23 protein-coding genes and 2 riboswitches are annotated in these 21,574 nt (G+C 71.8%); of the genes, 11 read left to right on the forward strand and 12 right to left on the reverse strand.

Annotated elements, in window-relative coordinates; translation table 11 throughout:
• Nucleotides 1-90: 90 nt before the first annotated feature.
• From GQF42_RS29855 to GQF42_RS29865, 3 genes are all read left to right on the forward strand, one after another.
• A complete protein-coding gene (locus tag GQF42_RS29855; RefSeq protein ID WP_376001452.1) occupies nt 91-699 on the forward strand; it encodes an ATP-binding protein in 609 nt (202 codons plus the stop codon).
• A 96-nt stretch (nt 700-795) separates the two neighbouring features.
• Entirely contained in the window at nt 796-1,614 is an 819-nt protein-coding gene (locus GQF42_RS29860) for a polysaccharide deacetylase family protein (protein ID WP_158924970.1), read from the forward strand.
• Entirely contained in the window at nt 1,614-2,801 is a 1,188-nt protein-coding gene (locus tag GQF42_RS29865) for a YncE family protein (protein ID WP_158924972.1), read from the forward strand. Before GQF42_RS29860 ends, GQF42_RS29865 begins: the two co-directional genes overlap by 1 nt.
• On the opposite strand, the gene GQF42_RS29870 is transcribed toward GQF42_RS29865, so the two are convergent.
• Nucleotides 2,768-3,442, reverse strand: coding sequence for a GNAT family N-acetyltransferase (locus GQF42_RS29870; RefSeq protein WP_158924974.1), 675 nt, complete (start codon nt 3,440-3,442; stop codon nt 2,768-2,770). The two genes, GQF42_RS29865 and GQF42_RS29870, sit on opposite strands and share 34 nt — an antisense overlap.
• 51 nt (nt 3,443-3,493) lie before the next feature.
• Between GQF42_RS29870 and GQF42_RS29875 the strand changes: the two genes are divergently transcribed.
• Both GQF42_RS29875 and GQF42_RS29880 read left to right on the forward strand, forming a co-directional pair.
• A complete protein-coding gene (locus tag GQF42_RS29875; RefSeq protein ID WP_158924976.1) occupies nt 3,494-4,405 on the forward strand; it encodes a helix-turn-helix domain-containing protein in 912 nt (303 codons plus the stop codon).
• A 59-nt stretch (nt 4,406-4,464) separates the two neighbouring features.
• On the forward strand, nt 4,465-4,677 hold the full coding sequence (locus GQF42_RS29880; protein WP_158930749.1) for an EF-hand domain-containing protein: 213 nt from the start codon (nt 4,465-4,467) through the stop codon (nt 4,675-4,677).
• A 106-nt stretch (nt 4,678-4,783) separates the two neighbouring features.
• On the opposite strand, the gene GQF42_RS29885 is transcribed toward GQF42_RS29880, so the two are convergent.
• Complete coding sequence (locus GQF42_RS29885; RefSeq protein ID WP_158924978.1) at nt 4,784-4,939, reverse strand: hypothetical protein; 156 nt, start codon at nt 4,937-4,939, stop codon at nt 4,784-4,786.
• Between the two features lie 275 nt (nt 4,940-5,214).
• Here GQF42_RS29885 and GQF42_RS29890 point away from each other — a divergent pair, with 275 nt between their 5' ends.
• Entirely contained in the window at nt 5,215-5,877 is a 663-nt protein-coding gene (locus GQF42_RS29890) for an NADPH-dependent F420 reductase (protein ID WP_158924980.1), read from the forward strand.
• 60 nt (nt 5,878-5,937) lie between these two features.
• On the opposite strand, the gene GQF42_RS29895 is transcribed toward GQF42_RS29890, so the two are convergent.
• From GQF42_RS29895 to GQF42_RS29910, 4 genes are all read right to left on the reverse strand, one after another.
• The gene (locus GQF42_RS29895) at nt 5,938-6,492 is read right to left on the reverse strand and encodes a GH25 family lysozyme (protein WP_158924982.1); all 555 of its coding nucleotides are present in this window, start codon (nt 6,490-6,492) and stop codon (nt 5,938-5,940) included.
• Nucleotides 6,493-6,593: 101 nt separating this feature from the next.
• The gene (locus GQF42_RS29900; protein WP_199272850.1) at nt 6,594-7,631 is read right to left on the reverse strand and encodes a phosphatidylinositol-specific phospholipase C domain-containing protein; all 1,038 of its coding nucleotides are present in this window, start codon (nt 7,629-7,631) and stop codon (nt 6,594-6,596) included.
• An 81-nt stretch (nt 7,632-7,712) separates the two neighbouring features.
• Nucleotides 7,713-8,840: a WD40 repeat domain-containing protein gene (locus GQF42_RS29905; protein ID WP_158924984.1), complete on the reverse strand. Its 1,128-nt coding sequence runs from the start codon at nt 8,838-8,840 to the stop codon at nt 7,713-7,715.
• Nucleotides 8,827-9,234 carry a hypothetical protein gene (locus tag GQF42_RS29910; protein ID WP_158924986.1) on the reverse strand — a complete coding sequence of 136 codons (408 nt, stop codon included), beginning with the start codon at nt 9,232-9,234 and terminating at the stop codon, nt 8,827-8,829. The genes GQF42_RS29905 and GQF42_RS29910 overlap by 14 nt, the downstream gene beginning before the upstream one ends.
• A gap of 117 nt (nt 9,235-9,351) precedes the next feature.
• On the opposite strand from GQF42_RS29910, the gene GQF42_RS29915 reads away from it, so the two are divergent.
• Both GQF42_RS29915 and GQF42_RS29920 read left to right on the forward strand, forming a co-directional pair.
• Nucleotides 9,352-9,525: a hypothetical protein gene (locus GQF42_RS29915; protein ID WP_375990823.1), complete on the forward strand. Its 174-nt coding sequence runs from the start codon at nt 9,352-9,354 to the stop codon at nt 9,523-9,525.
• Nucleotides 9,526-9,618: 93 nt separating this feature from the next.
• Nucleotides 9,619-12,015, forward strand: a complete 2,397-nt coding sequence (locus GQF42_RS29920) for a tetratricopeptide repeat protein (protein ID WP_233273506.1) — start codon at nt 9,619-9,621, stop codon at nt 12,013-12,015.
• 252 nt (nt 12,016-12,267) lie between these two features.
• On the opposite strand, the gene GQF42_RS29925 is transcribed toward GQF42_RS29920, so the two are convergent.
• The 6 genes from GQF42_RS29925 to gcvT form a co-directional block, all read right to left on the reverse strand.
• The gene (locus tag GQF42_RS29925; protein WP_233273507.1) at nt 12,268-13,545 is read right to left on the reverse strand and encodes a hypothetical protein; all 1,278 of its coding nucleotides are present in this window, start codon (nt 13,543-13,545) and stop codon (nt 12,268-12,270) included.
• 106 nt (nt 13,546-13,651) lie between these two features.
• The gene (locus GQF42_RS46145; RefSeq protein WP_158924988.1) at nt 13,652-14,119 is read right to left on the reverse strand and encodes a hypothetical protein; all 468 of its coding nucleotides are present in this window, start codon (nt 14,117-14,119) and stop codon (nt 13,652-13,654) included.
• 10 nt (nt 14,120-14,129) lie between these two features.
• Nucleotides 14,130-15,512: an L-serine ammonia-lyase gene (locus tag GQF42_RS29935; protein WP_158924990.1), complete on the reverse strand. Its 1,383-nt coding sequence runs from the start codon at nt 15,510-15,512 to the stop codon at nt 14,130-14,132.
• Nucleotides 15,513-15,617: 105 nt separating this feature from the next.
• Nucleotides 15,618-16,883, reverse strand: coding sequence for a serine hydroxymethyltransferase (glyA, locus tag GQF42_RS29940; protein WP_158924992.1), 1,266 nt, complete (start codon nt 16,881-16,883; stop codon nt 15,618-15,620).
• A gap of 4 nt (nt 16,884-16,887) precedes the next feature.
• Nucleotides 16,888-17,274, reverse strand: coding sequence for a glycine cleavage system protein GcvH (gcvH, locus tag GQF42_RS29945; protein ID WP_158924994.1), 387 nt, complete (start codon nt 17,272-17,274; stop codon nt 16,888-16,890).
• A gap of 135 nt (nt 17,275-17,409) precedes the next feature.
• A complete protein-coding gene (gene gcvT, locus GQF42_RS29950; protein WP_158924996.1) occupies nt 17,410-18,528 on the reverse strand; it encodes a glycine cleavage system aminomethyltransferase GcvT in 1,119 nt (372 codons plus the stop codon).
• A 42-nt stretch (nt 18,529-18,570) separates the two neighbouring features.
• A riboswitch (glycine riboswitch) is annotated at nt 18,571-18,684 on the reverse strand.
• Nucleotides 18,685-18,782: riboswitch (glycine riboswitch) on the reverse strand.
• 163 nt (nt 18,783-18,945) lie between these two features.
• On the opposite strand from gcvT, the gene GQF42_RS29955 reads away from it, so the two are divergent.
• From GQF42_RS29955 to GQF42_RS29965, 3 genes are all read left to right on the forward strand, one after another.
• Nucleotides 18,946-19,614 (forward strand): AAA family ATPase, encoded by a 669-nt coding sequence (locus tag GQF42_RS29955; RefSeq protein ID WP_158924998.1) that lies wholly within the window; start codon nt 18,946-18,948, stop codon nt 19,612-19,614.
• A 42-nt stretch (nt 19,615-19,656) separates the two neighbouring features.
• The gene (locus GQF42_RS29960) at nt 19,657-20,448 is read left to right on the forward strand and encodes an enhanced serine sensitivity protein SseB (protein WP_158925000.1); all 792 of its coding nucleotides are present in this window, start codon (nt 19,657-19,659) and stop codon (nt 20,446-20,448) included.
• Between the two features lie 136 nt (nt 20,449-20,584).
• A complete protein-coding gene (locus GQF42_RS29965) occupies nt 20,585-21,415 on the forward strand; it encodes an enhanced serine sensitivity protein SseB C-terminal domain-containing protein (RefSeq protein WP_158925002.1) in 831 nt (276 codons plus the stop codon).
• Nucleotides 21,416-21,574 lie beyond the last annotated feature (159 nt).

Below are 21,574 nucleotides of genomic sequence, written 5' to 3' on the forward strand. Positions count from 1 at the left end.
CAGCCTTAAACCTGCTCTGTCGAGGAAGCCTGTCGATTGCCCGGAAGCGAGCCGTCCGCGCAGGTCAACCGGGTTGCATCGGACGTCGGCGTGCCCTCGGCATATGCCGGGCGCGGAGTGGGGCGCGGGGGCGTGCGGGGGGCGTATTCCTCCGGAACGGCCCCCAAGACGCCTCCGGACGGCCATCATGGGGGCATGGCGGGGCTGGAGGGCATCGAACAGCCACGGGGACACAGTCGTGCGGCCGCGGCACGCTGGTCGCCCGGGGTCGAGGACGAGCAGGCGCTGAAGGCGCTCGAACTGTTCGGAAACCCGGCGGAGATCGAGGTGCCACTGCCGTCCCGCCCGGAATCCGCGGCCACCGCCCGCCGGCTCACCCAGGTCGTCGTGCTGCGCACCTGGCGGCTTACCCCCAGACTGGCCGAGGACACGGTCTTACTCGTGTCGGAACTCGTCGGCAACGCCGTACGGCACACCGGCGCCCGGGTCTTCGGCCTCAGGATGCGCTGCCGCCCCGGCCGGATCCGGGTCGAGGTCCGCGATCCCTCGCGCGGGCTGCCCTGTCTGATGCCGGTTCAGGAGATGGACATCAGCGGCCGCGGACTCTTCCTCGTGGACAAGCTCTCCGACCGCTGGGGCGTGGACCTGCTGCCGCGGGGCAAGACGACATGGTTCGAGATGCGGGTGGCCGACCGGTAGCGGGGACATGGCGCTGTCCTTGCGGCATTCTCACGGCGACCCGAAATCATCGCTCGTTCGGGGTAATCGGCGGTTTTCTTACCAAACGCGCCTTAAATGGACCGGGTGACCAACACCAACCGACGCGGGGTGCTGCGTGCGGGCGCCGGACTCGTCGCCGGCGGCGCGCTCGCCGCCGGTTGCGGTGCGGGCCAGGACGGACCACCCGCCACCGCGGGCTCCACGTCTGCTTCCCCGTCCCCGTCCACCGCGCGCGCCGCCGGCCACCCGTCGGCCGGTGCCCAGGCGGCCCCCGCCCCCCGCGCCTATCCCGGCCTGCCCGCCCAGATCACCCACGGCCCGCGCACCCGCCCCCAGGTCGCCCTTACCTTCCACGGCCAGGGCGATCCCGGTATCGCCCACTCCCTGCTGAGCACCGCCGAACGACACGGCGCCCACCTCACCGTGCTGGCCGTCGGTACCTGGCTGGACGAACACCCCGACGTCGCCCGCCGGATCCTCGACGGCGGCCACGACCTGGGCAACCACACCCAGCGGCACATCTCCGTCAACGCCATGCCCGAGGCCGCCGCCCGCAAGGAGATCACCGACTGCGCGGACCGCCTGAAGAAGCTCACCGGATCCATCGGGACCTGGTTCCGCCCCTCCCGGTCCCCGGTCGCCTCGCCGCTGGTCGCCCGGCTCGCCCGCGAGGCCGGCTACCCGCACGTGCTGTCGTACGACGTCGACTCGCTCGACTACACGAGCCCTGGCGCCGCCGCCGTCACCCGCAAGGTTCTCGCCGAAGTCAGGAACGGGTCGGTGGTGAGCATGCACTTCGGGTACCCGGGCACCGTCGCCGCCCTGCCCGACGTCCTCCACGAACTCGACCGCCGTGCCCTGCGCGCGGTCACCACCACGGAGCTGCTGAGCTGATGCGAACCACGAAAGCCGCCCGGCTGCTGGCCGCCGGCGCCGCCCTCACCGCCCTGACGCTGCTGTCCGCGTGCAGTTCCGGATCCTCGAAAGGCGAGAACCAGGACCTCGGCAGCAAGCCCCCGGTCCAGCCGCAGGTGCGGCAGAACCGGGTGAACGTGCTGCCCGGGATGCCGCCGGTGGAGAACCCGGAGGACCTCTACAGCGCCGACCGACCGGGCCAACTCTCCCCGGTGGTCAAGGACTTCCCCTCCCGGGTGTACGTCCCCAACACCAACTCCAACACCGTCACCGTCATCGACCCCGAGACCTACAAGGTCATCGACACGATCCCGGTCGGCCGCCAGCCCCAGCACGTCGTACCGTCCTGGGACCTCAAGACCCTGTGGGTCAACAACGATCTCGGCAACAGCCTCACGCCCATCGACCCCAAGACCGGCAAGGCCGGCAAGGCGGTGGCCGTGCACGACCCGTACAACCTGTACTTCACGCCCGACGGCAAGTACGCCGTCGTCATGGCCTCCATGGACCGCCAGCTGGTCTTCCGTGACGCGCACACCATGAAGGTCGTCAAGGCCGTGCCGGTCCACTGCTACGGCGTCAACCACGCCGACTTCTCCCCGGACGGCCGCTACTTCATCGTCTCCTGCGAGTTCAGCGGTGAGCTGCTCAAGGTCGACACCGCGAAGATGGAGGTCGTCGACCACCGGAAGCTGCCGTACCGCGGAGCGATGCCGCAGGACGTCAAGATCTCCCCGGACGGCAAGCTGTTCTACATCGCCGACATGGTCGCCGACGGTCTGTGGATCCTCGACGGCGACAACTTCACCAGGCCGCGTTTCCTCTACACCGGCAAGGGCTGCCACGGCCTCTACATCAGCCGCGACTCCCGCGAGATGTACATCTCCAACCGGGGCGAGGGCACCATCTCCGTCTTCGACTTCACCCTGGACAAGCTCACCAAGAAGTGGCGGCTGCCCGGTGGCGGCAGCCCCGACATGGGCGGTGTGTCGGCCGACGGCAAGGTGCTGTGGCTGTCCGGCCGCTACAACTCCGAGGTGTACGCCATCGACACGAAGACCGGCAAGCAGCTCGCCCGTATCCAGGTCGGCAGCGGCCCGCACGGACTCGCCGTCTACCCGCAGCCGGGCCGCTACTCGCTCGGCCACACCGGCGTCTTCCGCTGACGCGGGGCGAGCGCCCGCTGCAGCAACAGCGCCTCCGCGCCCACCGCGCGGTAGCCGGCCGCCTGGAACGCCCGCATGCTGCGGGCGTTCCCGGGTGAGACCTGCGCCCACAGCGGCTCCGTGGCGAGCTGCCGCGCGGCCGTCACCAGCCGCCGCCCCAGGCCCTGCTGCCGTACCCCCTCGTCCACCTCCACCGACACCTCCAGCCGCCCGGCGACCCCGCGCCCGAGGACCAGCACCCCGCCCCGCGCCTGCCAGACGCGCACCTCGTCGCGCCGGGCCCGGGCGTAGGCGACGCGGGGATGGCCGGGGTCCTCGATCTCCCGCAGCGCGAGCGGCGGCCGGCCTTGCAGCGGGTCGGCCACCAGCAGCGCGTCGACGACGTCACAGGAACGGCCGGTGCGGTCCATGAGGGCGCAGAGGAAGCGCGGGCTCGTCGCCGCCGACAGGGGGTCGCCGTCCAGGGCGCGCAGTGTCGCCCGTACCCAGGCCGGATCCTCGTCGGTGAAGACGACCGCGTGGGCCGTGAAGGACAGCGCCCCCGCGTCCCGGGCCGACGGCTGCGGCACCACCACCGTACGGCCGTCCGCCGGCGGGAAGACGCCCCGCGCCGCCGCATCCAGAATGTCCCGCAAGGTCACAGGCGCCCGCTCCTTGAGTCTCCACCCACTGGAAGGCCCAGACTCCCAGACATGACCGACGACGGCACCGGACTCCTCACCATCGGCGAGCTGGCCCGGGTCACCGGGCTGACCGTGCGCACCATCCGCTACTGGTCCGACGAGGGCGTGCTCACCCCCATGGCCCGTTCCTCGGGCGGCTACCGGCTCTACGACACCGCCTGTGTGGCCCGCCTGGAGCTGATCCGCACGCTGCGCGAGCTGGGGCTCGGCCTCGCGGACGTGCGCCGGGTGCTGGCCGGGGAGCGTTCGGTGGCCGAGGTGGCGGCCACGCATGTGGTGGCGCTGGACGCGCAGATCAGGGCGCTGAAGGTGACCCGGGCCGTGCTGTCGACGGTCGCCAGGAGAGGCTCGACGGCCAAGGAGATGACCCTGATGAACAAGCTCGCCCGGCTGTCCGCGGCGCAGCGGCAGCAGATCGTGGACGACTTCGTGGAGGAGATCTTCCACGGGCTGGACACGGCCGACCCGTGGATCCGCGAGCGGACCCGCAGCATCGGCGTGCAGTTGCCCGACGACCCGACACCGCAGCAGGTCGACGCCTGGGTGGAGCTGGCGGAACTGCTGCAGAACCCCGATTTCCGGGCCGCGATGCGCCGGATGATCGAGTACAACGCCGCCGATCGCACCCCGGACACCCCGGCCGGCGCCTCCGCGACGTTCTTCAAGCGGCTGGTCGAGCTGGCCGGTGGGGCACGGGAGCGGGGCGTGGCACCCGAGTCGCCCGAGGCGGACGCGGTCCTGACCGAACTGCTCGGCGAGGGCACCGACCGTGCGGCCGTGCTCCGCCGTATCGACCTCGGCAACGAGGTGGCCCGCTACCGGGAGTTGGCGGCCGTGATCAAGGGCGAGTCGGAGCCGCCGAGGTTCCAGGAGGAGGTCGGCTGGGTGGTCGCGGCGCTGAGGGCCTGGCCGGGCCGTTAATCTGACCAGCGTCAGTACGCCAGCACGGCATGAGAAACACGAGCAAAAGGGGCGGATCGGTGGCGGACATCGAGGAAGCACGCAAGCAGTTCGAGCGGATCGACGCGAACGGTGACGGATTCATCACCGCCGCCGAGTTCAAGCAGGCCCTGGCCGAGGGGGGCGACTGGAACGTCACCGAGACGGTGGCGGAGTCCCTCATCAAGCAGCGCGACCTGAACGGCGACAAGGTCCTGTCGTTCGACGAGTTCTGGGCCTACCTGAACAAGTGACGCGCAGGTGACGCGCCCGAGGGGGTGCCCCGGCCGGACGGAATCCTCCGGCGGCGGGGCACCCCCTTCGTTCTGCGGTCCCCTCTCTGCGCGCGCAGCACCTCGCTCACCGGGCCACCGCCCGGTTCACCGCGGACAGCACCGCCTGCACCGAGGCCTCGGGACCGCGGGCGCCCCGGCCCGCGCCCCACAGGACCCGGTCGCCGACCCGGCACTCGGCGTAGGCGACCACCTCGCCGTCCACGTCCGGCTGCTCCACCACGCCCCGTACCTCACCGGGTGCCCGGCGCCCGCGAGTGCCTGCGCACAGGCCACGAGCGGGGTGCCACCGGTGCCTTCGAGGCCGTCGCCCGAGGCGAGCGTGCCCGTGAACCGACCTCGCGCTCCTGGAGTCCGACCGCCACATGGGCAAGATCGTCGTACGCCTCTGAGCGGATTCACGCCATTGCCGCAATCCCGGAATAGCACCGACACCCGAGGAGTTGTCGGGGGTATCCGAAGTATGCACATGCATCGAACTACCCCGGAAGGCGTGTCATGAAGATCGGCATCATCGGCGCGGGCAACATCGGCGGCAACCTCACCCGGCGCCTCACCGCCCTCGGCCACGACGTCTCCGTGGCCAACTCCCGCGGTCCCGAGACGCTCGGGGAGCTGGCCGCGCAGACCGGCGCGAGCGCGGTACGGGTCGAGGAGGCGGCCAGGGGCGCCGAGATCGTGGTCGTCACGGTCCCGCTGAAGGCGGTCCCGAACCTCCCCGCGGGCGTGCTCGACGGCGCGGCGAAGGACGCGGCGGTGATCGACACCGGCAACTACTACCCGCAGCAGCGCGACGGCCGCATCGCGGCGATCGAGGACGACGGGCTGACCGAGAGCCGCTGGACCGAGCAGCACCTCGGTCACCCGGTCGTCAAGGCCTTCAACGGCACCTACGCCCAGGACATCCTGGACCGCCCCCGCGAGGCCGGCGCGCCCGACCGCATGGCGCTCCCGGTCGCCGGCGACGACGCGGCCGCCAAGGCCAAGGTCCGCGCCCTGATCGACGAACTCGGCTTCGACACCGTCGACGCGGGCGGCATCGACGACTCCTGGCGCCAGCAGCCGGGCACCCCGGTCTACGGCCTGCAGGCCGGCACCGAAGCGGTCGAGAAGGCCCTGGCGGAGGCGTCCCAGGAGCGCCCGGCGGACTTCCGTGGCTGACCGACGGGCCCGGCCGCACCGACGGCGCACCACGGACCGCGGACCGTGGCGCGCCGTTCCTCAGCCGTCGGCCCAGCTCTTGAGTGCGGCCAGGCTGGAGAAGTTCGCCACGTCCTTGTCGTACGGATCGCTGGTGTACTGGTGGAAGCGCCAGTGCGCCTTGATGCGCGGGTGGCCGGCCGTGACGTAGTCCGCGATCCACAGACCGTCGCCCGCGTAGGACGTGCTGTCGACGGTGAGCCAGAAGTCGCGGTTGGTGTAGAGGATGACCCGGTGCGTGGGGCGCAGGGCCTTCACCTTCTTGATGAAGGTGTCCTTCTCCGCGTTGCTCGCGTGGGTGCCGTCGCCCGTGGTCTCCCAGTCGACGGCGAGGACGTCGCCCGCCCTGGACGGGGCCTGGTCGACGAAGTACTCGGCCTGGGCGGTGAGGTTGCCGGGCCACAGGAAGTGGTAGAAGCCCACGACCAGTCCGGCGTCCCGGGCGGTCTTCGCCTGGGCGGCTGCGTGGGGGTTGGTGTACGAATGGCCCTCCGTCGCCTTGACGAAGGCGAAGGAGAGGCCGCTCGTGTCGTACGAGGACGACTGGAACGCGCTGACATCGATGCCGCGGAGCATGTGGGGACTCCTCGAAGTGCCGGTGGGGGTAAGGAGCGGGAGTTGCTGGTTGAGTGATGCCCCACGATGGCACGCCCGATCCGTCCCGCGCCGGGGGAACGTCAGCTCCGGGTGACCACCGAACTGAGTACCGAAGCCGACTTCGAGGACCAGTCCGAGGTGATGATGCTCGCGTGGTCCCCGGCCAGCAGTGCCAGCCTGGCGGCGACTTCGGCATCCGACGGGGCGGTGGAGGAGATCGCCGGGGCGACGTTGTAGGCGTCCGTCATGATCAGCATGTAGTGGTTCGTGGAGTAGAACGACGTGCCGTAGCCGTTGTTGACGTACGTCGCCGCATCACCGTCGAAGAAGACGAACCAGGGCCGGATCGAGGTGTCGGAGGTCCACTTGCTCGCCCGCGGGTCACCGCCCGCCGCGCCCAGCACCGTGGGGAAGGCCTCGGCCTGCGCGATGTTCCCGGCCGCGTAGAGGTCGCGCAGATGGTCCCCGTACTCCTGGTCCGTCCAGTAGTGGTCGAACGGGTTGTTCATCTCCACGGTGCCCGGGATCACCTCGAAGAGGAACTTGCCCTTGAGTGAGTCACGGCTCGGCCAGGCGTTCGCCTTCGCTGCCGCGTCCAGCGTGGAGTACGACGAACCCAGCAGGTCGGACGGCTTGTAGACGCTGCTGCCGAGCTTCTGGTCGATGAGGGTGTCGAACTCGTCGGGCCCGAGCCCCACGTTGTTGTTGAAGCCGACCTTCATCTCCATCTTGAAGACGATCGGCGGGTGGTCGGGGTGGAGCTGGTTCCAGGCCGCGATGTTGTCCAGGCAGCTGCCGAAGTCCTGGTCGCGGTTCTTGCTGTACAGCTCGCCCGGCGTCTTGGCGGCCTCGCAGTTGTTGTCGTTGCCGAACGGGTTGCTGTGGCTCACCCGCCACCGCCTGCTCAGGCTGTCCGCGTAGACGTCGATCTCGAGCAGTGAGGCACCGGAGTCCAGCGCCTGGGCGAAGTACGTGTACTTGGACTTGTCGTACGCGTTGTGCGTGCCGATGGCGGTCGTCTCGGACACCTTCTCCGCCGCCGCGTGCGCGTTGCCCGGCACCACCACCAGCACAGCCGCCGCTCCCACGAGTGCCGCCAGCCGTCTCATCACCCGCATGTCCGAACTCCCTTACGCTGCGGTCGAGTTGGCCGCAGCGTAGGGGCAAGCGGTTACTGCGCGGTAGCCCCTGGGGGAACATCAGTCTCCGGTCAAGGGCCTGCGTTTCCACAGGCTCGCTGTCCCGTTGGCGTTCACGGTGGCCACGAGCCGGGCGTCGGGGCTGAAGGCGATGCCGGTGATCCGCTCGCCATCGGTCAAGGGGTGTCCGAGGCGGTGGGGGTGCGCAGGGTCGGACACGTCCCACAGACATACCGTCCTGCCGTCGTTCACCGTGGCCAGCATGCGGCCGTCCCGGCTGAAGGCGAGGGCGCCGGTGTCCTTGCTCCCCGACGCGAAGGGGGGTGCTGCCGCCTGTGGATGCCGCGGGTCCGCGAGGTTCCACAGACGTACGGCTCCGGAGGTTTCGGCGAGCGCGAGCAGCCGCCCGTCCGGGGTGAACTGCGCCGACCGCGCCGAGCCGGACAGACGGCTCAGGGCGATGGGGGCCAGTGGTCCCTCGTGTCCGAGGGGTACCTCCGTCAACTCCGTGGTGCCGTTCGCGCGGGAGGCGGCCAGCAGTACACCGCGCTCGGTGACCAGCAGAGCCTTGACCTGCCCGGCAATGCCGTTGACGGACCACAGCGGTCGTCCTGATGCCAGCGCCAGTGCGCGCACTCCCTGCGTCCCGGCGGTCACGAGTGCCTGCCCGTCCGGGCTGACGGAGAGAGCCGTCACTCCCGCCGCGCCCCGCTCGGAAGCGACGCGTTCCGGCCGATCGGGTGTTGTCGTGTCCCACAGTTCCGTAGTGGAACCGGCGACTGTCACGAGCGTCCGACCGTCCGGTGCGAACGCCGCAGTGCCGGCCCGCCGCAGCGGACCGGCGCCCGCCCGCCACTGCTCCGGCCGCAACGCGACCCCCTGTTCCGGAACCTCGTTCTGCCAGGGCGCCGGCAGTACGCTCTGCACGGCCGCCGCCGTCAGGCAGGCCAGCACCACCAGTACGCCGGTCAGCAGGACGGGCAGCCATCTCGCCCGCGGCGACGTCCGGCGCAGGGGCGGACGCGGACGTGCCGGCCGGACCGAGGGGAACTCGGGCGACAGCGGTCGTGCCGCCAGTGCCGTCACCCATCGAGCGCCGGGCCGGTCCGGTCCCGGCGCGGTCGTATCCGGCGGGGTGGCCGCGAGGGCCAGGATCAGGCGGCCGAAGAAGGTATCAGCTCGCAGCATTGGATCCCCTCGGCCGGGACAGCGCCTCTTCGGTGTCCTCGCCCGTCTGCCGTGCGGCCGGCAGTGGGGGCTCCGGGGGCTGCGGCACGCCAGGGCCGCTGACCGGGATGGACTGGAAGAACCTGGCCACGACGAGCGGGGTGGTCACGCCGACGGCGAACGCCGCGGTCGCGTTGGGTAGTTGACCGGAGTTTCCCAGCGCCGCGGTGAGGCCGAGGCCTGCGAACAGCCGCAGGCTGATGGCGGCCAGCATCACCGGGCGGTCGGCGCGGTTGCGCCACGGCCAGCGCCAGCGGCTGCGTGGACCGCTCGGGCGCATGAGCGCGGAGAGGTTGAGCGCTTCGGCCACGCTGCTGCCCAGCAGGCCCCAGAGCGCGGCATGCAGGTCGTTCACCAAACCGATGGTAGCGGTATGTGCCGTTTTGGCGACTTTCTGTGACTGATCTGATTTTCGTGGCTCGCGCACTGCCGGATTGCCGGCAAGCCGGCCTCGGCGGTGTGGGTGGCGAGGATGTCAAGCATCGACGACGCCCCCGGGCCGGAGATGCCGCAGCCGGCCCGCGCGGCAGGGTCCAGGGACGTCCGGCACGTCTCGGGTGCCGCCCTCGCCGAGCGGTACTTCACCGGCCGCCCGGACGGCCTGCGCCCGTCGACGGGGGAGGGTCTGCTGCCGGCCGGTACCTGAACCCACCGCCGGTCGTCCCGGCCCTGTTCCTCGACGCGTCGATACGATGGCGGGAACCGAGTTGGGGGAGTCCGGGTGGAACCGTTGATGGGCATGGCGCTCTCGGCTGTCGGCACGGTCGCTTCGGGCGCCCTGTCCGGAGCGGGCGGTGAAGCGGGCAGACGGCTCTCCGAGCGGCTCTACGACCTGCTGAGCAGAGGACGCGGCGGCGACAACTCCGGTTCGGCCGACAGCGGTTCCACTCGGCCCACCCTTCCCGTCACCGGGCCCGAGCGGACGGCGGCGGCCCGGCACCTGCTCGAACTCGCCCGCAGCTCACCGGAGTTCGCCCGCGAGGTGACCGAGTGGGTCCGCGAGGCCTCGTGGCTGTCGCCGCGCACTGTACCCGCCGTCGCGCACGGCGCATCCCGTCCGCGGATGCTGCCGCCGACGACGGCGGTGTTCACCGACCGCGCGGACGTGCTCGCCTGGCTCACCGCCCTGCTGGACGAGGAGGGCCGCCCGCCCGGCGCACCCGCCGTCGCCGTCCTCACCGGCCCGGGCGGCATCGGCAAGACCGCCGCCGCCGTGCACTGCGCGACCGAGCTGCGGGAGCGGTTTCCGGACGGGGTGCTGTTCGCGGACCTGAAAGGCGCCTCGGCCGCCACGGCACTCCAGCCGTCCGACGTGCTCGCACGCTTCCTGGAACGGCTCGGGGTGCCGCCCGCCATGGTGCCGGGCGACGAGGCACGGCAGCGGGACCTCTACCGCGACTGCACCGCCGACCGGCGCATCGTCGTCGTTCTGGACAACGCCCATGACGACGCCCAGGTCGTCCCGCTGCTCCCGGCCTCGCCGCAGTGCCTCGTCCTGGTGACGAGCCGGCACCGCCCCGGGCGCCTCGTGGGCGAGCACGGTGCCCGGCCGTATCCGCTCGGGCCGCTGTCGGCCGAGGACGCGGTGACCCTGATCAGGCGGGTCGCCGGCCGCGACCGTCCGACCGCTCCCGACGCGGTCGTTCGGGCCGTGGTGGACGGCACGGGAGGGATTCCGCTCGCGCTGTGCACCACGGGCGCCGGCCTCGCCGTACGGCACCAGCTGACCTGGGAGCGTGTCGCGCAGCAGCTCTCCGCCCGGAACAGGGGTCACGACCAGGGAGGCACCGCCGTGCGCGCAGCGGACGGGCAAGGGGCGGCCGATCCCGTCCGACTGGTCCAGGACGCCGCCTACGCCGAACTGGCCCCCGACCGCGCCGCGTTCTACCGCGCCGTCGCGGTGTGGCCCTGGCCGACCGTGACCGTCCTGTGCGCCGCGCACGCCGCGGGAGTCTCCGAGGACGCGGCGCGGGGGCTGCTGGAGGAACTGGCCCGGGCGCATCTGCTGGAGGAGGCCGAGGAGGAGCGCTACCGGTTTCACGACCTGACCCGGGCGCACGCCCACGCACTCGCGGAGACCGAGGACGGGCACGGCCGGATGGCCGCCGCCGTCCGCCGGGTGGCGGTCGCGCACCTGCGCCTCGCGGCCGGTGCCGACTTCCGGGTCATGCCGCTGCGTTGGCGGCTCGGCCCCGCCTATCGGGGACTCGCCCTGCCGGAACACCGCGACCGCGCCGACGGCAAGCACGCGCTCGCCGAACTGCGCGCCGAGCGTGAGAACCTCGCGGCCGTCGTCCGGGCCGCCGCCCACCACGGTTTCGACGACCTCGTGTGGCAGCTGTGCGAGGCCATGTGGAGCCTGCATCTGCTGCTCGGCTTCCATGCCCAGTGGATCGACACCCACCTCCTCGGCGTCGAGGCGGCCCGGCGCGGCGCGCAGGAGTTCGGCGACCCGCGTGCCGTCGGCCGCATGTGGACGCAACTCGCCTTCGGGTACATGGGAGCCGGCCGGGCGAGTGCGGCCGCGGACGCCCTCGCGCAGGCCAGGGCCGCCGACCGGGGCTGCGGTCACCACCGGGGCGAGGCGACCGCCGTCGAGGCGCTGGGGCTGCTCCGCCTCAAACAGTGGGAGTTCGCGGCGGCCCAGCGGTGTTTCGAGGAGGCGCAGGAGGTGCTGCGCCGTATCGGTCCGGGTGAGGACGGCTGGGCGGACGTGCCGCGCGCCACGGCCCTGTTGGCGCACCACATCGGCCGCGCCCAGACCAAGCAGCGGCAATTCCCGGCCGCCGTAGCGCGGTTGAACGACGCCCTCGCACAGTTCCGTCGGCTGCCGGGCGGCGGGGACACCTACAACGCCGGCCGCGTCTACATGAGCTTGGGCGACGCCCATCTGGACGCCGGAGACGCGGAGCAGGCGCGCGTGTGCCTGGACGAGGCCGTCATGGCCATGACCGAGGCGGGCGCGGGGCTCCAACTGGCCGACGCCGTCGAGGCGCGGGCCCGCTGCCATCGCCTGTCGGGCCGCCCGGCCGAGGAGGCGCAGGACCTGCGCACCGCCGCCGCCCGCTACGAGGCGAACGAGGACCGGATCGGCCTGACCCGCGTACGGACGCGCCTGGCCGAACTGGAGCGCTGAGGCCCGGTTGCGGGGCGCGCCGAGGGTGAGTGGCCGGCCGGGGAGGCCACGTCACGGGGTCTTAGGTGAGTGTGATGTCGGGCGAGCGGGGCGTCGGGTGGGCGCCGTGCCGGGCGAGTGGCTTGTCGGCGGATGTCTGAGGCCCCGGCCCTGCGGAGGGCTCGGGGTGAGTGGCTCGACGGGGGGTGAGGGTGAGGTCCTGTCACGGGATGTCGGCGAGCTGGGGTGTCGGCGGGTGCCTGGGATCCCGGGTCACGGTGCGCCCGAGGTGAGCGGGGTGACAGGGGCGAGCGGGGCGAGTGGGTCCACGGTGACGTGGTGCACGGTGTCACCCGTGCGCACGGTGATCCCGGGCACGGCGTCGGCCAGGTCACGGCCGCTCGTCAGCCAGGCGTGGAGGGCGGAGGCGTAAGCGGCGGGATCGCACAGGTCGGCCCGCCCGTCGGGGCCCGCGGCGGCGGACAGCCGTACGAGGTCCCCCTCGCGGGTGCGGACGACACAGCGGTCCGGTCCGTCGACATAGGCGGTCAGCCCGCAGTACGGGTAGCGGTCGAGCGCCTCCGCCGTCCAGGCGGCCGGCGGCCCGAGACGCGGGTCGTCCCCGGCCGCGTACCGTACGACGACATCGGCGATCCGCAGCCGGCCGGTCTGCGGTGTCTCCTCGTCGACCACGGTGTGGGCGGAGTCGACCCACGGTGCCGCGTCGTCCGCCGGGTCGGGCCCGTCACTCACGACGGCGTGGCGCACGACGGAGACCTCTGGCGGAGCGGTGCCGATGACGCCGCTGAGCACACGGACCGGGGCGGTACGGCGGGCGGGCAGGTAGGGCGGCAGCGGCAGCGGGTCGAGCAGCGCGGGGTGTGCCGCGGGTTCGGGCAGGCCCATGAGGCCGTAGAACAGGCGGCGCAGCAGAGCGGCCGACTCGCCCGGCGCCGAACTGGTCTGCTCCGCAAGCTCCTTGTACCGGCCGGGATCGTGCGCCGCCATGACCCGGTCGATCTGGGCACGCAGGCTGCCCCGGCGGACGAGACGGGGAGCGCTGCGGCCGAGGGCGGCGACCGGCGAGAGCGGGTCGAGGTCCTGCTGAGGGAACGCGCCGAGCAGGACGGGGACGCCGATCGACGCCGCATAGTAGGTGACGCTCGAATGGTCGCCCAGGACGCAGTCGGCGGCGATCAGGGCTTGGCGCCACCCGTCGAGCGGCGGGATCGCGTCGAGGCCGGCCCGCCGTGCGTTGCCCAGCCAGGCACGCACCTGTCCGGGCCCGTGGCCGTACCAGATGTTGGGATGCAGCACCGCGACGGTCCGGTACTCGTCGGCCGGCAGCTCCGCCGAGAGGCGGGACAGCAGCCAGGGCAGCAGATCGTCCGCCGCCGGCTCCCAGTCCCCGCCGAAGAGGGAGCGGGGGGCCCAGGTGGAGCTGACGACGATCAGCCGCTGGCCGGGGCCCACGCCCAACGCGCGGCGTAGCAGGGCGCGTTGGGGGAGGGCGGCGAGTATGCGGTCGTAGCAGGGGTCACCCGCGAGCACGGCCGTGGGAGCCGCCTGCGGACAGGCCGAGCGCAGCCGGTCCAGCTGCTCGGGGTGGGAGAGGACGGTGGCGTCTGCCAGGGGGCGCCCGTCGTGGAGAAGCCAGTCAGGAGACAGACCGAAGACCGGTGTTGTCCGGTGTTGTCCGGTGTTGTCCGGTGTTGTCCGGTGTTGCGAGCCTCTTATTATAGCCAACACCGTGTGACAGGACGGCCAACTTGCCTTGCAGTGCGCTCAGTTCGCCACCGTAACTGGCCGAGACGGCCAGGTCGAACGGTGTGTCCCTGGCCTGCTCCCAGGGCAGCACCGGCAGCCCCGCCCGGGCCAGCAGCTCGGGCACTCCGGCCAGGAACGGGGACGAGCCCGTGCAGGTGGCGAACATCTGCACGCGCAGGTCGCCGGAGAACAGCGGGAGAACGTCCAGCAGCCGCGTCGCCGACGTCACGTTGTGCACGATGAACAGGACCCGACGACAGCCCACCCGCGTGACCCAGCGCTCCGCGCCCTCGCCCACGGGCACCCGCACCCGTGCCGCCTCGCCCGTCACCTCACCCGCCGCTGCCCCACCCGCCACGCGGTTCACCTCAGCACTCGATGATGTTCACCGCGAGCCCGCCCCGGGCCGTCTCCTTGTACTTGACGGACATGTCCGCGCCGGTGTCCTTCATGGTCTTGATGACCTTGTCCAGGGACACCTTGTGGGAGCCGTCGCCGCGCATCGCCATCTTCGCCGCCGTGACCGCCTTCACCGCGGCCATGCCGTTGCGCTCGATGCACGGGATCTGGACCAGGCCGCCGACCGGGTCGCAGGTCAGGCCCAGGTTGTGCTCCATGCCGATCTCGGCCGCGTTCTCCACCTGTTCCGGGCTGCCGCCGAGGACCTCCGCCAGTGCGCCCGCGGCCATGGAGCAGGCGGAGCCCACCTCGCCCTGGCAGCCGACCTCGGCGCCGGAGATGGAGGCGTTCTCCTTGAAGAGCATGCCGATCGCGCCGGCCGCCAGCAGGAAGCGGACCACGCCGTCTTCCTTCTCTCCTTCGGAGGCTGCGCCGGCCCCGAAGTTGATGTAGTAGTGCAGGACCGCCGGGATGATGCCCGCCGCGCCGTTCGTGGGGGCGGTGACGACCCGGCCCCCGGCCGCGTTCTCCTCGTTCACCGCCATCGCGTAGAGCGTGATCCACTCCATGGCGTGCGCCAACGGGTCGCCCTCGGCGCGCAGTTGGCGAGCCGTGACGGCGGCGCGGCGGCGGACCTTGAGGCCGCCGGGCAGGATGCCCTCGCGGGACATGCCCCGCTGGACGCACTCGCGCATCACCCGCCAGATCTCCAGCAGGCCCGCGCGGATCTCCTCCTCGGTGCGCCAGGCCCGCTCGTTCTCCAGCATGAGAGAGGAGATCGACAGACCGGTCTCCTTCGTCAGGCGCAGCAGCTCGTCGCCCGTGCGGAAGGGGTACTTCAGGACCGTGTCGTCCAGCACGATGCGGTCCGCGCCGACGGCGTCCTCGTCCACGACGAAGCCGCCGCCGACCGAGTAGTACGTCTTGGACAGGAGTTCCTCGCCCGACGCGTCGTACGCCCATATGGTCATGCCGTTGGCATGGTAGGGCAGGGCCTTGCGGCGGTGCAGGATCAGGTCGTCGTCGAAGGAGAACGGGATCTCGTGCTCGCCCAGCACCTTCAGACGGCCGGACGCCTTGATCGCCTCCACCCGCTCGTCGGCGGTCTCGACGTCCACCGTGCGCGGCGAGGCGCCCTCCAGGCCGAGCAGCACCGCCTTGGGGGTGCCGTGGCCGTGTCCGGTCGCGCCGAGCGAGCCGTACAGCTCGCAGCGCAGGGCCGCGACGGGGCCGAGCAGCTCCTCGTTGCGCAGCCGGCGGGCGAACATGCGCGCCGCGCGCATCGGGCCGACCGTGTGGGAGCTGGACGGTCCGATGCCGATCGAGAACAGGTCGAAGACCGAGATGGCCACGGACGACTCCTCAAGACGGGGGTGGTGCGAAAAAGGGCGGTACGGGGGTGCGGGCACCGCGCACGCCGGTACTCCCAGTGTGCGCGGTGCCCCGCGAAAGGTGTCCTACTTGTTCAGACCCGGGTACAGCGGGTGCTTCTCGGCCAGGGCCTTCACCCGGGCCTGGAGGGCCTGGGCGTCGTACGACGGCTTGAGCGCCTCGGCGATCACGTCCGCGACCTCGGTGAAGTCCTCGGCCGTGAAGCCGCGGGTGGCGAGGGCGGGCGTGCCGATCCTGAGGCCCGAGGTGACCATCGGGGGCCGCGGGTCGTTCGGGACGGCGTTGCGGTTGACCGTGATGCCGACCTCGTGGAGCCGGTCCTCGGCCTGCTGGCCGTCCAGCTCGGACGCGCGCAGGTCGACCAGGATCAGGTGCACGTCCGTACCGCCGGAGAGCACGTTCACCCCGGCCTCGCGGGCGTCGGCGGCCGTCAGGCGCTGCGCCAGGATGCGGGCGCCCTCGACCGTACGGCGCTGGCGCTCCTTGAAGTCCTCCGAGGCCGCGACCTTGAAGGAGACGGCCTTGGCCGCGATCACGTGCTCCAGGGGGCCGCCCTGGAAGCCCGGGAAGACGGAGGAGTTCAGCTTCTTCGCGAAGTCCTGCTTGGCGAGGATGATGCCGCCGCGCGGGCCGCCCAGCGTCTTGTGAGTGGTGGAGGTCACGACGTCGGCGTAGGGCACCGGGTTCGCGTGCAGTCCGGCCGCGACCAGACCGGCGAAGTGCGCCATGTCGACCCACAGGTACGCCCCGGTCTCGTCGGCGATCCGGCGGAACTCGGCGAAGTCCAGCTCACGGGGGTACGCCGACCAGCCCGCGATGATCACCTTGGGGCGGTGCTCCTTGGCGAGCTTCTCCAGCTCGGCCATGTCGACCAGGCCGGTCTCCGGGTCCACGTGGTAGGCGACCACGTTGAACTGCTTGCCGGAGAAGTTCAGCCGCATGCCGTGGGTCAGGTGGCCGCCGTGGGCGAGGTCCAGGCCGAGGATGGTGTCCCCGGGCTGGGCCAGCGCGAACAGGGCCGCCTGGTTGGCGGAGGCGCCGGAGTGGGGCTGGACGTTGGCGTACTCGGCGCCGAACAGCTCCTTGACCCGGTCGATGGCGATCTGCTCGGCGACGTCGACGTGCTCGCAGCCGCCGTAGTAGCGGCGGCCCGGGTAGCCCTCGGCGTACTTGTTGGTGAGGACCGAACCCTGCGCCTCCATCACCGCGAGCGGCGCGAAGTTCTCGGAGGCGATCATCTCCAGCGTGGACTGCTGGCGGCTCAGCTCGGCGTCGACCGCGGCGGCGATCTCCGGGTCCAGCTCGTGCAGGGACGTGTTCAGGACGGTCATGCGGTTACGCCTCCTCGCCGGTGGCAAAAGCCGTGTACTCGGCGGCGGAGAGCAGGCCGGCCGGCTCCTGCGTGACGCGGATCTTGAACAGCCAGCCGCCCTCGAAGGGCTCGGAGTTCACCAGCGACGGGTCGTCGACCACGTCCTCGTTGATCGCGGTGATCTCGCCGGTGACCGGCGAGTACAGCTCGGAGACCGACTTGGTCGACTCCAGCTCACCGCAGGACTCGCCCGCGGTCACGGTGGAGCCGACCTCGGGGAGCTGGACGAAGACGACATCGCCGAGCGCGTTGGCCGCGTGCTCCGTGATGCCGACCGTCGAGACGCCGTCCTCGGCGCCCGACAGCCACTCGTGCTCCTTGCTGTAGCGGTGGTGCTGGGGGTTGCTCATGGCCTGAATTCTCCTGTACGAGCGGGAGTGCTGTTGAAGGGGGACTGCGAAAACTGCTGGTGACCAGGCGAATGTGCGCAGGCTCACGTGCCGTCGCGGGACCGGCCGCGCACAGGACGTGATCGCGCCCAGTCTCTACTTCTGGCGCTTGTAGAACGGAAGCGCCACGACCTCGTACGGCTCGTGGCTGCCTCGGATGTCCACGCCGACGCCCTCGGTGCCGGGCGCCGCGTGCGCCGCGTCGACGTAGGCCATCGCGATCGGCTTGCCCAGGGTGGGGGAGGGAGCGCCGGAGGTGACCTCGCCGACCACCCGGCCGCCGGCGACGACGGCGTACCCGGCGCGCGGCACCCGGCGGCCCTCGGCGACCAGCCCGACGAGCACCCGCGGGGGCTCGGAGGCGGCGCGCTCGGCGGCCTGCCGGAGCGCCTCGCGCCCGACGAAGTCGCCTTCCTTCTCGAACTTCACCACCCGGCCGAGCCCGGCGTCGAAGGGGGTGAGCGAGGTGGTCAGCTCGTGCCCGTACAGCGGCATGCCCGCCTCCAGGCGCAGGGTGTCCCGGCAGGACAGGCCGCACGGGATCAGACCGACGCCCTCGCCGGCCTTGGTCAGCGCCTGCCACAGCTCGACCGCGTGCCCGGGCTTCACGAACACCTCGAAGCCGTCCTCGCCGGTGTAGCCGGTGCGGGCGATGAGCGCGGGGACGCCGGCGACGGTGCCGGGCAGGCCGGCGTAGTACTTCAGCCCGTCCAGGTCGGCGTCGGTGAGGGACTTGAGGATGCCGGGGGACTCAGGGCCCTGGACGGCGATCAGCGCGTAGGCGTCCCGGTCGTCGCGGACCTCGGCGTCGAAGCCGGCCGCGCGCTCGGTGAGGGCGTCCAGCACCACCTGGGCGTTGGAGGCGTTGGCGACGACCATGTACTCGGTCTCGGCGAGCCGGTAGACGATCAGGTCGTCCAGGATGCCGCCGTCGGCCTGGCAGATCATGGTGTAGCGGGCGCGGCCGACGCCGACGGAGGCGATGTTGCCGACCAGGGCGTGGTTCAGCAGGGCGGCGGCCCCGGCGCCGGTCACCGTGATCTCGCCCATGTGGGAGAGGTCGAACAGACCCGCTTTGGTCCGCACCGCGACATGCTCGTCGCGCTCGGAGCCGTAGCGCAGGGGCATGTCCCAGCCGGCGAAGTCGGTCATCGTCGCACCGAGCGCGCGATGCACGGCATCCAGCGCGGTGTGACGGAGTTCAGTGCTGCTCATCGGTCGGTCGGCTCCCAGGAAAGGCGGACGGGCGAGGAACGTTCCTCCCCATCTGTCATCGGAACCTGAGAGGTTCGCCGCGACCGCCACGGGGACGACCACGGTTTGCACCTTGGGTGGAGCCACTGTCACGAGCGGCCCGCTTTTCAGATGTGCCTCGCCCGCGCGGTAACGGGGCCTGAGAGATTCAAGGGAGGGACTTGCTCCTTCGGCGCCCCAGCGAAGGCTGCTGGGGACTCTCCCGCGCGGATTCAAGCGGCCGGTATGCAGTTGGCGGCCACATCATTGCACGCCGAGCGGGCTTTTGTAACCGGCCTGTGGCAAGGCGCGGACCGTATCGCCGACCTCCACCCATTACCTTCTCTTTACGTTTTTCGGGCATGGCCATTACCGAATGGACAGGGGAGGACGATCACGGTGAACAGGACCCCGGTGTACGCCACCGTCACCAGCGGCATCACGGTGCCGAAGCAGCGCCGCGCCCCGGCCCCCGTCGTGCGCGACCTGCGCGACCGGGAGGGCCGCAGCCCGCGCGCCCTGATCCTCGGCCCCCGGGACGTCGTCGTGATCACCGGCCTGCCGGGCAGCGGCAAGTCCACCCTGATGCACCGGGCGGTCCAGGGCCGCCGCATCGACTCGCAGGACACCCGCGACCGCTTCGACGCCCGCATCCCCCGCTTCGTCCCCTACACGCTCTACCGCCCCCTGGTCCGCCTCGTCCACTACGCCGCCCTGCGCCGCGCCCTGCGCACCGGTGAGGGCGTCGTCGTGCACGACTGCGGCACCCGGAGCTGGGTGCGCGGCTGGCTCGTCCGCGCGGCCCGGCGCCGCGGCGGCACGCTGCACCTGCTCCTGCTCGACGTGCCACCCGAGACGGCCCGCGAGGGCCAGCGCGCACGCGGCCGGGGCGTCTCGCGCCACGCCTTCACCCGCCACCGCCGTACGACCGCCCGGCTGCTCGCCGCCGTCGAGCAGGGCGAGCCGCCCGCAGGCTGCGGCTCGGCGGTGGTGCTCGACCGGGCCGCGGCGGACGCCCTGCACCGGATCGGGTTCACCAGGGGCGGGAGTGTCACGGCAACCCGCTAGCCTTCATGGTCACAGCAGTTGTTCCCAGCAGGCGGTAGGCAGATGGACTTCCCGGCGGACACTCCCGCGGACTTCCCGACACAGACGCATCCCCACCCGCACGGCGGTTGGCCCGGCAACGAGCTGGAGGAGGTGCTCTCGGCCTCCCTCGGCATACCCGCCGCGGCCGGCCGGATCATCGAGGTCCTGGGCCGCAGCTTCCTGTGGATCCCGCTGCCCAACGGCGGCGGCCCCGGCAGCGGCCCGCTCGACCTGCCCACCCTGGAGATCGACGGCCAGGCCTACGTCCCGGTGTTCAGCTCCGCGGAGCAGCTGCACCAGGCGACCGGCTCCCACATGTCCTACACCATCGCCCCGGCCGTGGAGTTCGCCCGCGGCCTGCCCGCACAGGTCGGCATCGTGGTGAACCCGGACGCGCTGGTCGGTGTCCCGCTCCCGCCGGCCGCGGTGGCCGAGCTGTGCCGTGCGGGCCGTACCCCCCTCGACGGTCCCAGCACCGGGGGCCGGGTCCGCCTCTTCGAGCCCGACTGGCAGGACGACCCGGTCGACTTCCTCTCCGCCGCGTCCGCCGAGTTCGCCGAGACCGGCGTGGTCCGCACCGCCCGCCGCTGCCTGGCCGCCGTCGAGACGGCCGACCCGGTGCTGTTCGTGGGCGTGGAACTCGCCCAGTGGGAGGGCGACCTGCGCGCCCTTCCCATGGAGGCGCTGGGCAGAGCCCTCGGCAAGGTCCCGGTCGCCTGGCCGGTCAGCCTGGTCCTGCTGGACGTGACGGACGACCCGGTGGCGGAATGGCTGAGGGCGAACGTGCGTCCCTTCTATCAATCCGGTCACTGAAACACCTCAAGGGGCGCAAGGCACTGCGCGACCGGCCACGATGCTCCCGCACGCGTGCACGGACCCGGGGTGACAGCCCGGTGGGCGCATAAGCTGTCTCCCAACACGGGGCACGGAATAGAGAAGGGCACGACAGGTGAGCGCGAGCCACAGCGGCAGCGTGGAGCACACGCTGCGCCAGGTCACGCCCGGACGCTACGACGCCTACGAGGCCCTGCTGCGCTCTCTCGCCACCCCGTCCTCCGGCCAGATCTGGATGCTGCTGTGGCACGGCCAGGCCGGCTCCCCGGACGCCCAGTACGGGAACATGGAGGTCGACGGCTTCCAGTACGCCCCCTGCGTCACCTCCGCCCAGGAGCTGTCGGCCAGCGGCTGGAACCGCTCGTACGAGGTCGTCGACGGCCTCGACGTGGCCCGCACCCTCTATCCCGACCACTACGGCCTCTGGCTCAACCCGCACGCCCCGGGCGGCGGCGTCGGCATCCCCTGGCTGGACCTGCGGCGCATCGCCACGGGCCTGGACCGCCAGCCCGCCGGCCCCCTGCGGCTCACCGCGCCCGGTATCGAGATCCCGCAGTTCTACGCCCTGCTCGCGCAGAACGCCCACCACACCCCGGCCCTGCGCTCCCTGCGCCGCGCCTGGGTGCAGCCCGCGCTCGGGGCGCCCTACCTCGCGCTCGGCCTGGACGTCTACGACACCTCCCCGGCCGCGGTCGACTCGGTGCGCGCGATGATGCTGCAGTCCGTCGGCGCGGTCCCCGAGGGCCTGCCGGTGTCGACGGTCGCGATGACCGACGACTACGACCCGGTCGTGATGTGGATGCGGGCCAACGCCCGCCCGTTCTACGACCGCGAGGCCCACGCGGTCGTGGCCGCACCCCACGCCCAGCCCCCACTCCAGTTGCCGCCCCAGCCGCAGGCCCCGGCCGCCGGCTACGGCTATCCGCCGGTGTCCGGCGGCTACTGACCCACGCCGCTGACCCGGGCTTTTTCCGCACTCCACGACCCGCCCACCCACCGGTGGACGTCCGGTCGGCGCAACTTCCTGTCCGGATAACAGGAAACGCCAGCTTGCATCACGGTTGCGCATCCATTCTCCGCCAAGGCTGGCGGCTCATCACCGGCG

It is taken from the genome of Streptomyces broussonetiae (assembly GCF_009796285.1).
Taxonomy (GTDB): domain Bacteria; phylum Actinomycetota; class Actinomycetes; order Streptomycetales; family Streptomycetaceae; genus Streptomyces; species Streptomyces broussonetiae.

Bases quoted from the DNA above. Each gene is read 5' to 3' on its own strand.
- gcvH (WP_158924994.1), bottom strand. From the start codon at position 17,274: ATGAGCAACCCCCAGCACCACCGCTACAGCAAGGAGCACGAGTGGCTG.
- GQF42_RS29900 (WP_199272850.1), bottom strand. From the start codon at position 7,631: ATGCGGGTGATGAGACGGCTGGCGGCACTCGTGGGAGCGGCGGCTGTG.
- GQF42_RS29875 (WP_158924976.1), top strand. From the start codon at position 3,494: ATGACCGACGACGGCACCGGACTCCTCACCATCGGCGAGCTGGCCCGG.
- glyA (WP_158924992.1), bottom strand. From the start codon at position 16,883: ATGACCGTCCTGAACACGTCCCTGCACGAGCTGGACCCGGAGATCGCC.
- GQF42_RS29960 (WP_158925000.1), top strand. From the start codon at position 19,657: ATGGACTTCCCGGCGGACACTCCCGCGGACTTCCCGACACAGACGCAT.
- gcvT (WP_158924996.1), bottom strand. From the start codon at position 18,528: ATGAGCAGCACTGAACTCCGTCACACCGCGCTGGATGCCGTGCATCGC.
- GQF42_RS29860 (WP_158924970.1), top strand. From the start codon at position 796: ATGGACCGGGTGACCAACACCAACCGACGCGGGGTGCTGCGTGCGGGC.
- GQF42_RS29890 (WP_158924980.1), top strand. From the start codon at position 5,215: ATGAAGATCGGCATCATCGGCGCGGGCAACATCGGCGGCAACCTCACC.
- GQF42_RS29915 (WP_375990823.1), top strand. From the start codon at position 9,352: ATGTCAAGCATCGACGACGCCCCCGGGCCGGAGATGCCGCAGCCGGCC.
- GQF42_RS29895 (WP_158924982.1), bottom strand. From the start codon at position 6,492: ATGCTCCGCGGCATCGATGTCAGCGCGTTCCAGTCGTCCTCGTACGAC.
- GQF42_RS29905 (WP_158924984.1), bottom strand. From the start codon at position 8,840: ATGCTGCGAGCTGATACCTTCTTCGGCCGCCTGATCCTGGCCCTCGCG.
- GQF42_RS29865 (WP_158924972.1), top strand. From the start codon at position 1,614: ATGCGAACCACGAAAGCCGCCCGGCTGCTGGCCGCCGGCGCCGCCCTC.
- GQF42_RS29920 (WP_233273506.1), top strand. From the start codon at position 9,619: ATGGCGCTCTCGGCTGTCGGCACGGTCGCTTCGGGCGCCCTGTCCGGA.